The 13,548-nt window shown below is 48.1% G+C and carries 9 protein-coding genes; all 9 read right to left on the bottom strand.

Annotated features, from left to right (window positions below; all coding sequences use genetic code 11):
• Positions 1 to 10: 10 nt before the first annotated feature.
• Positions 11 to 937 carry a carbohydrate ABC transporter permease gene (locus tag H70357_RS12755; protein ID WP_081965787.1) on the bottom strand — a complete coding sequence of 309 codons (927 nt, stop codon included), beginning with the start codon at positions 935 to 937 and terminating at the stop codon, positions 11 to 13.
• A gap of 17 nt (positions 938 to 954) precedes the next feature.
• The gene (locus H70357_RS12750; RefSeq protein ID WP_038589770.1) at positions 955 to 1,881 is read right to left on the bottom strand and encodes an ABC transporter permease; all 927 of its coding nucleotides are present in this window, start codon (positions 1,879 to 1,881) and stop codon (positions 955 to 957) included.
• A gap of 185 nt (positions 1,882 to 2,066) precedes the next feature.
• Positions 2,067 to 3,626: a response regulator gene (locus H70357_RS12745; protein ID WP_038589768.1), complete on the bottom strand. Its 1,560-nt coding sequence runs from the start codon at positions 3,624 to 3,626 to the stop codon at positions 2,067 to 2,069.
• Positions 3,627 to 3,674: 48 nt separating this feature from the next.
• Positions 3,675 to 5,411: a sensor histidine kinase gene (locus H70357_RS12740; protein ID WP_038589765.1), complete on the bottom strand. Its 1,737-nt coding sequence runs from the start codon at positions 5,409 to 5,411 to the stop codon at positions 3,675 to 3,677.
• 34 nt (positions 5,412 to 5,445) lie between these two features.
• Positions 5,446 to 7,857: a beta-galactosidase GalA gene (gene galA / locus H70357_RS12735; RefSeq protein WP_052091997.1), complete on the bottom strand. Its 2,412-nt coding sequence runs from the start codon at positions 7,855 to 7,857 to the stop codon at positions 5,446 to 5,448.
• Between the two features lie 319 nt (positions 7,858 to 8,176).
• Positions 8,177 to 8,755 (bottom strand): TetR/AcrR family transcriptional regulator, encoded by a 579-nt coding sequence (locus H70357_RS12730; RefSeq protein ID WP_038589762.1) that lies wholly within the window; start codon positions 8,753 to 8,755, stop codon positions 8,177 to 8,179.
• 49 nt (positions 8,756 to 8,804) lie between these two features.
• A complete protein-coding gene (locus H70357_RS12725; RefSeq protein ID WP_038589759.1) occupies positions 8,805 to 9,425 on the bottom strand; it encodes a GNAT family N-acetyltransferase in 621 nt (206 codons plus the stop codon).
• Between the two features lie 585 nt (positions 9,426 to 10,010).
• Positions 10,011 to 11,219 carry an SGNH/GDSL hydrolase family protein gene (locus H70357_RS12720; RefSeq protein WP_038589756.1) on the bottom strand — a complete coding sequence of 403 codons (1,209 nt, stop codon included), beginning with the start codon at positions 11,217 to 11,219 and terminating at the stop codon, positions 10,011 to 10,013.
• Between the two features lie 17 nt (positions 11,220 to 11,236).
• Positions 11,237 to 13,468 carry an FAD-dependent oxidoreductase gene (locus H70357_RS12715; protein ID WP_038589753.1) on the bottom strand — a complete coding sequence of 744 codons (2,232 nt, stop codon included), beginning with the start codon at positions 13,466 to 13,468 and terminating at the stop codon, positions 11,237 to 11,239.
• Positions 13,469 to 13,548 lie beyond the last annotated feature (80 nt).

Here is a 13,548-nt window from a genome sequence, read left to right as displayed (position 1 = left end):
TGCCCCGGGATTATCCTTTGACAGCACCAATAGTGAGACCTTGTACAAAATATTTTTGAATAAATGGATAAGCAAGCAGGATCGGTCCTGTGGCCACAATCGTCATCGCCATCTTCAAGCCTTCGGTTGGCAAATCAGTATTTACAACCGCACCCGAGGCCATCATCGCCTTACGCATGCCATCCATATTGCCCAGCATTTTGTAGAGATAGTACTGAAGTGGCATCAACTCGGACTTCGAAATATAGAGCAGCGCGTTGTACCAATCGTTCCAGTAAGCCAAGGCTATAAACAGACCGATGGTAGCCAGTGCAGGCTTGGACAAAGGCACAATCAGCTGCATGAAGATCCGGAAGTCGCCTGCTCCGTCAATTTTGGCGGATTCCGTAATCGCATCAGGGATGCTGCTCATGAACGACTTCATGACGATAATGTAGAACACGTTCATCAGCATCGGCAGAATCAACACCATTAGCGTGTCTTTGAGATGCAGGAAGTTGATGATCAACAGATACGAAGGCACCAACCCACCACTGAACAAGGTAGTGAAGAAGAAGTAGAACGAGAAGCGGCTGCGCCATTCAAAGTCTCTTCGGGATAGCACATATGCTGTCATGGAAGTCAGAAACAATCCAAACAAGGTACCGATTAGCGTAACGGTGATCGTCACAGCGTAAGCTCTGAGCATATCAGCCGGATACTTGAACAGTACGCTGTAGGCTTCCGTGGAAAAGGTAGACGGGATAAGCTGGAAACCTTTCTCGATAATGGAGCTCTCTTCACTTAGCGAGGCCGATACCACCAGCAAGAAAGGAAAGATGCAGAATATAGCGAGTACTGTAAGCGTCAAGTATCCGATGATTGACAGTACCAGCCGGTCTGTGTTGGCACGTTTGCGTACCTTTGGTGTTTGGATCTTTGCAGTAGTTGAACTCATTGGGCTACCTCCTTTTCCTAGAATAAAGCACGATCTTTATCGTATTTGCGTACTGCGTAATTGGCGAGCATGATAGTCGCAAAGCCCAGCAGCGACTGATAGAACCCGGCCGCAGCAGACATTCCGATTTCATTGGAAGTCGTCAGGGAACGGAACACGAAGGTGTCGATAACATCGGTCGATGAGAATAGCAGGCCGTTGTTGCCGACCATGTTGTAGAACATCCCGAAATCGCCGCGGAAGATGTTGCCAATAGCCAGCAGCACCAGAATGATCACCGTAGGGATCAGGTTCGGAATTGTAATCTTCATGATGCGCTGGAATATATTCGCACCATCAATTTCAGCTGCTTCATACATTTCGGTATCAATACTGGTAATTGCCGCCAGATACATGATTGTTCCGTATCCCAGCGCTTTCCAGGCTGACACAACTACAAGAATAACCGGCCAGTAGGCTGCAGTGTTGTAAATATCAACCGGCTGCATGCCTAACCCCTTAAGCAATACATTAACGGTACCAACATCGAAGTTAAACAGGTTGTAGGCAATGGCTCCAACTACTACCCAGGAAATGAAGTAAGGCAGGAACAGTATTGTTTGCGTAATCTTACGGAACCATTTGCCTGCAACCTCGAACAGCAGGATGCCCGCAAAAATCTGCAGCACATTGTTTACAACAATAAAAGCAATATTGTATAACGCTGTGTTTCGTGTTACGCGCCAGGCGTCACCGGAACCGAAGAAAAATTTAAAGTTGTCCAGTCCGTTCCATGGACTGTTAAAGATACCATCGCTATAATTGTATTGCTTAAACGCCAGCACAATCCCCGCCATAGGCACGTATGCAAACAACAGGAAAAACAACACCGCCGGAGTCAGCATAAGAAGCAAGGTTCTATGCTTCTTTACTTTGTGCCAGAAGCCATATTGTTTCAGTTTCATCTCGAATCCCCTTTCCATCTCTCATTTTCTCTATGTATTTAGTATAAAGAAGCATTCATCTCTTGTGGATTGAGCATGTCAACAAATACTAATACTTTTCCAACGATAGTTAAAATATAAATTTTCCTAAAAATACAAAAACGTCGCCTCCGGGCCGATGATCGACCTGGGCAACGTTCTGTTGGCTATACTTTATGCTTTTTACGATACTCTCCCGGCGTCATACCTGTAATCTGCTTAAACTGCCGGTTGAAATAAATAAGGTTCTTGTAGCCCATGCGCTCGGCAATCTCGTATATCATAAGTGTTGGATCACTCAGCAGCTCGAATACCCGGCTGGTCTTGCGTTCTTTCACGTATTCATTAAAAGGCAGTCCGTAATCTTCCTTGAACAGATAGCCTAAATAATTCGGTGTGAAGCTGAAATGGGCGGCCACCTCTTTTAAGGTAATCTTTTTCTCCAGATTCTCCTCAACATAGTTTATAATCTCATCAATCAGCCTGCGCTTCTGGCGTTGCCGCTTCACATACAGCAGCTCTGACAGTTCGAAGAACCTCCGTCTCATCCAAGATAGAATGTCGTGAATCGTCTCGAACTGGAACAGAATATCCGGCTGGTGAGATTCCCACTGCAGCAGCTCATATAGATTCTCATTCTGCTGCTGCAAATCCGCATGAAGTTTGGAGGTGATGCGGATAATCAGCTCATAGACATCCTTCTTGCTGGCACTCGTGAACAGCTCCAGCAAATGGTCGTCGATCGCCACCAGGTCATACTGAATGATGGCCTCAAGGAGTTGTTCTACAGTTTGTTCAATGCGGACGCCCGGTGTCTCTCGCGGCGAAGGCTCCATGCTATCACGGATCAGGCGATTTTTGCCGAGTAGCCATTTCGCGCTGAGTGCAGCCTGCGCCTGCTGATAAGATTCATGCAGCCCCGCCTCTTCCTGGGCATATTGACCGACGCCGACAGTCACTGTGCAGAGAGAAGACTCTGCCACCTTGCGGATAAGCTCCTCCAGCAGATTCAGGAAGCTGTCCTGCGGGAGATTGCACAGAATTACAAACCGGTGATGCGAAGCGGCAATCAGTGTACCCATCTTGGCATTCTCAACAATGGATTTAATCAATCCGGCCATTTGCCGCGTCTTCTCGCGCACATCCTCCTCGGACAAATCACGCATCTTCCATTCCAGATCATCAATCTCGACAACTGCCGCCGCTGCCCCCTTCAGCAACAACGGAATCAGGGCGCTACGCAGATGCGGCTCAGCGGGTTCAGGGGAGGTTTCATCGAACCAGCGTAAGATAAGCTCCTTGTTCACAAGCGACAGTGCTTCGCTTAAGGAACGGTTCTGCTCCCGCTCCTGTTCTATGGCTGTACACAAGGACCCCAGCATTTCGTACAGATCCTTGTCCTTAACAGGCTTCAGTAAATAACCGGAGGCATTGATCTGAATGGCCTCTTTGGCATAGCTGAAATCCTCATGGCCGCTAATGAAGACAATTTTGATCTTGGGATGGATCACTTTAGCCCTGCGTGCAAACTCCGTTCCGGTCATAATGGGCATACGTATATCGGACAGGATGATATCTACCCGTACTTGCTCCATCATTTTAAGCGCATTGAATCCGTTATTCGCGGTCCCCACTACTACAATATCGAGCGAGCTTGCCAGCACTCTGCGCCGCAACCACTCCAAATCAACAGCTTCATCATCTACCAGCAATACATTGATACTCATCGAAATTATTTCCTCCTGTGCTTGTACATGATGCAACCTCGTAATTTATCAGCGGAACTGCTCATCAATCTCCTCGCTGTCCTGAAGCCCGGCGGGAAGCAGAAGCTGAACCGTTGTGCCTGCCCCGTAAATGCTTGCAATGGTCACGCCGTACGTGTCCCCGTATCTGAGCTTAATCCGCTCATGCACATTTTTAACCCCATAACCACCAGAATGGTTAGGCCCTTGCATCATTTTCCTGATATCATCGGGCCGCATGCCGATGCCATTGTCAATAACCTTCAGCTCGATACTGCCGCCGACTCTCCGGCCCGTCAGACGGATAGCGATCGACTCACCAAACCAGGCATGCTTGAAGATATTCTCCACAAAAGGCTGCAGCACCAGCTTAATTACCTGCATATGCATAATCTCCTCGTCCATATCGACATACAGAGTGAATGCATCCGCATATTTAACCCGCTGGATTTCCAGGTACGTCTCCACCTGCTCCAGCTCCTTCTCCAGTTCAATGTACACATTGCCCTGGTTCAGCGTCAGCCGGTAGAAACGCGACAGTCCCTCGACCATCTCCGTGACCTTGGCGATTTCGCCCAGATTAGCCAGGCTGCTTATGGTCGAAAGCGTATTATAGAGGAAATGCGGATTAATCTGTGCCTGCAGGGCTTCCAGCTCGGCCTGCTTCTTCTGGATCCCCTGCACATAGACGCTGTTAATGAGCCCCTGAATATTGGCGGCCATGTCATTGAATGAATCCGCAATCTGCACAAATTCATCATTACCAGAGAAGCGAATCCGTTTCTGGAAATTCCCCTCCTGGAAGGAACGCACCAAGCCTACGATCCGGCTCATCTTGCGTCCGGAAATACGAGCCACCACATATCCGATCAAGGTCATGACGAGGAAGCTGAGCGTACAGACTGCAATAATCACCTTACGCAGCCGGCCAGCATCCTGGGTTAGATACTTTTGCGGAACCATGGCTTCAATTACGAAATCACTGCCCGGGATCTGCGCATGCAAACTTAGAAAGTTCTCACGTCCATCGTCATAAATGGCTGTTCCTCGCTGGAACAGAATGGACCCGGTGGTCTCTTCCACCAGCCGCAGAGTAATCCCCTCTTCTACGGGGAACGTATCGAAGCCGCCGAACAGATCCTCCAGGGAAACGGTAACACGCACAAACCCGATCACCGTTTTGTTATCACTGAAGCTGACCAGCCTGCGGACATGAGAGAGATTGTCCAGCTTCTGGTCCGTATCAATCTGCAGCCATATATTATCCCGCATCGAATCCTTAAGAGACCGGTACCACTCACTGCCGGTGATATCCTGGATGGGCAGAATATAATAGTCGCTATCATAGATCGGCTCATCCAGGTTATCCCCTGATATAATATTCAGATCACTGTTCGGTGTATAGAGCATGAAGCGGATCTTGTTTCCGAATAGCTGCAAGGGGGCGGTTATCTGGGGAATAATATCATCGATCATCGTCAGATAAATCTCAAACGGCGTCCCCTTCTGCTCAAGCGCACGCTGCAACTGCTGGCTTCCGAACAAGTTGTCCGACATCCTTTGTATCTCATCCATTTGATAGCGGATATTATTCCTGGCCTGCTCCAAACCCGTCCTGATGTTGGACTCTGCCATCTCTGTCCTTGAATCAGTCAGCATCGAATAAGAGATGGAACCGATGAATACATCGGTCAAGAGAACTAGCAGCAAGTAAGGGATCATCATTTTGTAAGTAAAAGGCATATATTTCTTCAGCTTAGGCATCATTCGCGAGACATCCTCTGTATGGAATTCGTTATGTCTATATTATCGTTCCACTGGCCGGAAATAAAGGTTCCCCGGGTGCTGCCGCTAGTACTACTTCAGCCGCTGCCAGTCCCATTGATACGGCTTTCACCTTAATGGAGCCTGCTGTTGATGAAGTCTGAATCAAGGCCAAGCACCAGCCGTTAAAAGCCCGCCGGATCGAAGACTTGTCCGGCTCATGGCTGCTTGGATTCCCGTTGCCTACACCGAGCAGAGACCCGGCGCCCGTCACTTCAAAGCGGATCTCATTGTCGGCCGCCGGAACGATATGCCCCTGTTCATCCAGGATGGCAACCCGAACCGGAATCGTATCCAAACCATCCGCTTGACCCTCCAGCCGATCAGGGTACAAGCAAATCTGGTATGGCTGGCCTGCTGTAACAACAGCCTTCTCGGCAATTACATGACCGCCGCGTTTTCCGACTGCTTTTAACTCTCCGGGCTCATATACGACCTCCCACGATAAATACCCGGTCTTGTCCACCTGCTGTTCACCCAGGCTTTTGCCGTTCAGGCTCAGCTCCACCGTATCGGTATTCGAGAACACGCGCACCTCGATCCGCTTCCCCTCCGACCCGGGCCAATTCCAATGCGGAAGCAAATGAACGATCGGCTCATCCTTCCAGACCACCTGCATATAGTAATAGCTGTCTTTAGGGAACCCGCAGGTGTCCATCAGCCCGAAATGCGAGTTCACGCACGGCCACAGATATGGAGTAGGTTCTCCCCGGTAATCGAACCCGGTCCACATGAAGACGCCAGTCAAAAAACGGTTATTCACAAGATCACTCCACGCCTGCTGCGGGGTGCATCCCCATGAAGGAATATTCGTGCCATATTCGGAGCAGTAGCCCCTTACCGGATCATCTTCATAGATTCCCCGGGTTGCGGTATAACTGGCACATTCACTGCCGATCATGAGACGCTCCGGATACTGCTCGTGGTCTCGGATATCAATGTTGAGGTGTTCCCGGTGCCCGTAATTGTAGCCTGTAATCTCTACTGCATCATTGTAGCCATTCTCATTCCAGCCGTGGTTCATCGCAGCAGAGGTCGGCCTTGTCGGATCTATCCGGCGGGTCGTATCTGCGAGCGTCTTGAGTATCCGGGCGCCCGTTACGGTGCCTTCCAAAACCTCCTCATTCTCCAGGTTCCAGATGATCACACAAGGGTGATTCCGGTCCCGGTAGAGCATCCGCTTCAGTTGGCTCAGGCCGCCAGGGCTGCTGTCAAGCTTGCGGTTCTCATCCATGACCAGCATACCGATCCGGTCGCACATATCCAGCAGCTCAGGAGTCGGCGGATGATGTGCACTGCGATAGGCATTAGAGCCCATTTCTTTAAGCAGTCTGAGCTTATATTCGATCAGGCTGTCCGGCAGCGCCACGCCGACCCCGGCGAAATCCTGATGATTGCATGTCCCTTTAATCAGCAGCGGTTCTTCGTTCAGAAAGAACCCTTCATCCGCATCGAAGCGGATGGTGCGGATGCCGAACACCGTCTCATACCGGTCAAGCTCTTTTCCTTCATATATGACAGTCGATTCTGCCTTGTACAGATATGGTGATTCAGGACACCAGAGCACAGGCTGCTCCACTTCGAAAATCTGCTCCAGTTCCGTCTCGGTGTACCAGTCCGCATAGGCGTCCTCCATTTTAGCACAGACCTGCAATCCGGTACCATCATATATCACCGTGCGCAGGGATACTGGAAGGCCCTCTGTATAATCATTGCGGATGCGGGTGCGGATATTGACCATAGCCTGTTCTTTAGTAACTTCCGGTGTCGTTACATAGGTGCCGTATTCGGCCACATGCAGGCGGTCTGTATTCTCCAGCCAGACATGTCGGTAAATGCCGCAGCCCTCATACCACCAGCCTTCGCATTCTGTTGCATCCACTTTGACGAGAATGACATTTCTGCCTTCGTGCCCATAACGGAGAACATCCGACAAATCATAACTGAAACCTATATAACCGCCATGATGCGAGCCGATCAGATGACCGTTGACCCATACCGTGCTGGTGCCGGATACTCCGTCAAAGCGTACTGTCCACTTGCTCCCGGCAGCGTCTGCCGGAAGCTCGAAGGTTTTGCGGTAATAGCCTATCCCGCCCGGCAAATAACCATGGCTGCCGTCCCGCGAGCCCAGCGACTCATCCTGAACATATTGCTGCTCTACACACCAGTCATGCGGCAGATTCACAGAACTCCATTCAAGCTGCTGTTCGCCCATCCCTTTATCGTTAAAAGCGATATCCAGCCACTCCCCCTCCTTCAGAGAGCTCGCATCGGTAATACCGCCTGTCATCCCACCCTTGACTGCGTAGGGAATCCGGATCTCCCCTTTGTGAAAGCTCCAACTCTCATCAAACATGCTTTTACTTCTCACCGTTTTAAGTTTCATTCTGCAACTGCCTCCTCGTTGAACTAATATTCATATTGTAGAGTAGATTAGCATTTCGCAGTTAGTACAATGCTAATAATGAATAGCACAAAATGAATAATACCGGGAGCTGCCGTTGCCAACACAAAAACACCCCAAGATCATCTCCCATTCATACCCTACGACAAGGGTACATTCTCTTGAAGGTGTTTTGATTTGTCTCACATTATAGGGTCATTCCCTACTTTTTCTTCTTTATTCATCCGGAGCTTTACACGGTCTTTCACATCCTCAGGAATTACCCGGTTTCCATTCTCTACATTATAATGGACGCCTTCTACTACCCAATTGATTTAGGATGGTCTGTTTTGATCAGGCCATATAAAACAATATCACTCATCGCCTTGATGCCGGACTCGAAGCTGACCTGATGGCCCGCAATAAACTCATAGTCCAGCAGCTTTCTCAGAGTCTCATTCAGCATGAGCTTGAGAATTACAGTGTCCACCTTTTGCAGCTCATCACGGTTTATCCCTTCCTCCACCAGTGCAATAACACCATCCCAAATCGTATCCAGGTGATGATTCACCTTCTCGTGGAGCCGGGGATAATACCGCTGAAGGTCATCCATGTGCCTGATGATCGTGCCAATCGAATAGGCGTCGGGAATATTCTGAAAATAAAGTCTGATTTTATCCTGAATCGGGAGCCCTGTATTTTCCAGGATGTCTGTATCCGATTGGATAATCTGCGAAAAGACAAAATCAATCGTTTTCTCTATCATTTCATCCTTACTCGAAAAGTAGGCATACACTGTACGTTTGCTCGTGCCCAGTTCTCTCGCCAGGTCCTCCGTGGTAAACCGCGTGCCTTTGGCTCCAAAGCATTTTAAAATTTTTAAATAGACCCTGTTGTCCATGTCCTTGCCAGTCCACCCTTCATCCAGCTTAGCGTCTATACCTTAACACTCATGTAAGGATATGCGGAAGGGGTTTTACCATACGGTACAAATAATACGGTTTTTTCTCTATGGAATCCGTAATCCGGTATCCCAGCCGCTCATACAGCTTGATGGCCCGTATGTTCTCTTGCTTGACAGTCAGGGAGCATTTGCCGTAGTTGCTTAATCTGGCTTTTTCCTCTGCATAATGAATCAATTTCGAACCTACCCCGTACCCCCGGCTTTCCGGCAATGCAGCCAACGCTCCTATATGGTATTCATCCGCTCTTCCCTCATTCAAGCTTACCATAGACCACAGCTCCTGCAAATGCAGCAGCGAATGCTTGATGAGATTCCATTTCCGCAGTTTGATTAGCTCCCGGACAGTGGGCCAAACCAACTTGTCCATTACAGATACCGGGTAGCAGGAGATGATCCCTATCGTTCTGTTGTCCAGTCTTGCTTCAAAAGCATATTGATGGCTGAAACGGTTCTTTCCGAGTCCCCATAATTTTTGCAGGGTGTTCTCAATTAATGCTTTATCTGCCGTTCCGATCAGCGGATAGGCCATATAATCCAGTGCCATCCCTATGAGTCTGCCTCCGGACGCCGATTTGGGATTGCCATGTGTTATTGAAATATTGTCCATATTAAAACTCCTCCCGATTCACATTGGTACTTAATTAGTTTTTATAGTACCAAGATACCCAAAGCCATGCCTTTTGTCAAACAGAGCCTGTTAAAACTTTGCTGAATTGATCTGGCGGCTGTAGCAAATTAACCCTTAGTTCACCTAAGAAGATCCCTAGCATGCTGGGGTCTTTAAAATAAGCTACCCTCTTCATAATTTCAGGGATATACATGTTCCGGCAAGGTATTGACCCAATAATATGAGGGGAATTCCGGCTCCCTATATTATTGACTCTACGCTTTGGTATAAAGTTCATCCGCTTTTACCCATGTTTTTTGCTTAACCAGTCCACTGACCATCCCTCCTTGTCATATAAATGACATTTCTAACTCAAACTTTCTGTGCTTATAGCCTCAGTTATTTCCGAAGGAGGAATATGGTTAATCTAGTACAATCTTAGCATGTCACATGACCATGAAATTTCTTTAATTCCTAGAATTTCTTATAAGATTTTCAGTAATAAAGAAACCTACATCATAACTCACCGCTCAACTGCAGTCAGTTATGATGTAGGTCTTCCAAGTAGACAAACCTAATGATTAATTATAATGGCGGCTGCACCAATAACAACTTCCCAAGCTGGATCACCGTTTGATCATACCAATCTGGATGCTGCCGAACATGCTCTCTACTTCGTTCATTGCCGCATGCCTCAAACACGGCCGCTTTGTCTGTCTTCTCGGTATCGACTTCGAAGCGAACCGTATGTTTCCCATTCGGGAGCTCCGGCAAGAATACATACTGATTACGATTATGATCGTTGTGTAGTGTGAATCGATCGACAACAAAGGGTTCCCCACCATCCACCGACACCTTCAATCTCCCAGAATCCGGCCCCCCGATATCGAATAACCCGATGTGGGTTCCCTCGAACTGCACCGTAATAGCTTCTCCAGGATCGACTGCTCGCCACAGGCCGGGAAACAACCAATTGTACTCGCGCACTAAAGCACAATCATCGGGAGTCATGTAAGACCATCCTGCGGAAAAATCGGTAAGACTATCCAGTGACTGCATGGTCGCATACTCCCAAGGATTAGCCGGGACCAACGGATTCTGAGGTAAGTGATGTACTGACCTTCCCGGATGATCTTGAAGTTCTCTAATTTTCTCAAATGACCGGGTGATCGTATCCGTGTAAATCTGGTGTCCTTCGGGAATAGTCGGATGGATCGAATCATGTGTAAAAACAACGGCTCCGGAAATGGACACGTCTTCCCTTGAGGTAAAAACGAGTTTCCCCTCCGATACCAAGTGACTGACGGCTACGCCCAGATGAATCGAAGGAATACCGTAATAGTCGGCCACTTCCTCTTGCATTAGAGCCCCCTTCTGGTATTCCCCAGACTGAAATAAGGCCACATCCCGCTCCTTCAGCGTATAAACGAACAGGATATCGGTAAACCGGCTCCGCTTGCGGATCTGACGGACAATCCCTTCGATCCGCGCCTTGGATTCGGGCTCTCCGCCATCATTACCAACAAATTCAACAAATACTAGATCAGGCCGATGACGCAGTACATCTGTCTCTAAACGGGCACAGCCCAAATCCGATCCTGTCCCATTAATGCCTGCATTCACAGAGCGGATATCCGCCTTAGGATATTGCTTACGAAGCCAATCCGCCGTCATGACCCTGTAGCCTTCAGAACGCGTATTACTGCCGCCGAAATAGACGATTGTTACGGTATCCCCATTTTCCAATTTTTGAATTATATTAGGGAGCCCTTTACGAGGGAATAATTCCTTCATCGTGACTTCACCTGTCCTCATTTATCGATTTTAGGAGCAAACAATTTTACAGCAAACACTTCAAAATAAGGCGAACCATAAGTTGCACAGAAATCGAAGCGGATTCGGGTTACATCTTTCGCCTCCACCTTATGTTTATTCAAGGTGAGATAATTCCCACGAGTTATGATTTCCCTCTCGCTTCCGTCTTCAAAGGTTATGGTCATAGCATAATCTTGGATAAGGGACTCGATCGGATCGTCGAAATGCTCCAAATCCAGCTGCGAATTGAAAACAAGCTGGATTTCGTCCAGATTTTTGGGGCTGGCAAAACAGAATTCCAACCATTCCTGTCCATCCGTACGTTTAGAAATCCAGCCGTTCGGCAGACCATAAGGTCTGGAGAAGCCGTTAACGACATTTTCAGGACTATACATATTCTGGGATGGTAACAGATCCTTGAAGCAAATGCTCTTATTAAATTTCTTCAGTCTGGACGGCTCTTCCGGTCTATAATAGAAGCTGACAGCTCCTGTCATTTTCTCTTCATTACCGTATATGGCAAGGCTCGCCGTGCCCTCCAATACGATGTAAATTTTGTCGTCAGCCGGTTTCTTGCAGTCCAAGTCTAGCGTAATCCAGTCGTCATGACCGGCTGTAATAACCAAGCGGTAGCCTCTCAACTCGCTGGTTGGAATGTAGTTTTCCTTCCGCTCCCCGCCAAACAGCTTCACATGTAGAATTCCCGAATGCTTGGACCTATTTTTAATTTTGATCCGTACACTTTCAGCCACGGATGTCTGAATCGGCAAGACCAGACATAACCCTTTCTCCAAGGAAATCTCTTCGGTTGGATGAAGATTGTCATAGCTACGCTGAGACGAGGCACTAATAGTTAATCCGTCAGCGAAGTAAGGCTCCAATTCCTCTTGAAGGCCTACAATGGTTTGCCCATCTCGAAGCAGCAGCGCTTGCAGCTCCCCCATATGAGCTTCGACTATAGTGGCGGGGTCTATCTCATATTTCAAGCATAACGAAGCAGCCGTTCCAACCGCCTGCCCCATACAACCGCAGGTTGCCATTACCCTTGTAGATCCGAAAGCCACATGGGTAGCACTTATATTGCGACCAGCGAACATGAGATTAGGAATATTTCGTGAATATAAACTGCGGAAAGGGATATTGTACAATCCAGGCACGAAATTCCAAGCTGTAGCCGGCCCCTCATCGTAGATGCCCTTATTAGCATGTAGATCCATGTACCATCCACCGACTGATACAGCATCTTCGAAATGCGGCTTTGCTGTAAGATCGTTCTGAGACAACATGTGATCCCCAATAAACCGCCTCGACTCCCGCTTTCCCGGGATCGGGCATACATAATCCAAAATGAGATTGTCTACATCATCAAATTCACCACTATTTTTGAGATAATCCCAAATCCCGTACACCAATTTCCGCAGCTCCAACGCGATGTCTTCATTATTTTTGATAATATCCATATGTCCGCCGTATTCCAGCCACCACAATCCGCCAAGCCCGTTGATTTTTCTTGGAAAAGCCCGATGGTTTAAGCCTTTTCTGATACTATCGAAAAAGGCCAACTTCGTAATATCATACGCAAAGCCAGGTCTTTGGTATGGAACGGAATATCCTACATCACGGGCTTGAAACAGGATCGTATCGCCCATGGTGTAATGGTCAGCCACTTCAGGAGCCAATTCTTCCTTGTATTCATGTTTCCCTTCTCTCCCCCATCGGAAGAGAGCACCTGCCTGATATCCGACAACTCCATCTCCGGAGCAATCAATATAGGTTCGGCTTTCAAAACGAAATTTCCTTTCGGAAGCCAATTGAAGGCCCTCCACCCATTTAATTCTGCCGTTCTCCATGCCCGTTTTATGCACGCATGTATTCAGAAATAGAGAAATGTTAGGCTCAGCATAAACCATATCCAACAAGACCGTATCCGAAAGTGAAAGCATCAGCTTCTTGTTGTATAACGGATTATAGTGGAAAATCTTCAACTTGAGTTCTTCCACCAACCCTCCTTCGCGTGCATAATAGGATGGACTGTTTCCGAGATATGCCGACCCGTTGATATGAACCCTGACCTCGCTGCTCGCATTTCCCCCAAGAACCGGCCGATCATTAATAAGTGAAACCTGCAGCCCTTGGCGTGCGGCAGCAATGGCAGCGCATATCCCGGCAATACCTCCGCCGACGACGGTTACATCTGCTTTAATAAGCTCCATTTTGATAACCTCCATGATTAGATCCTTCTATCATGGTAATCCTTTTGCTCCCCTTTTTTTTACATGATTTCGCGAAAAAATCACACATTTTTTGC

The organism is Paenibacillus sp. FSL H7-0357 (assembly GCF_000758525.1).
Lineage (GTDB): Bacteria > Bacillota > Bacilli > Paenibacillales > Paenibacillaceae > Paenibacillus_AQ.
This window is presented reverse-complemented; position numbering and strand designations above follow the sequence as displayed.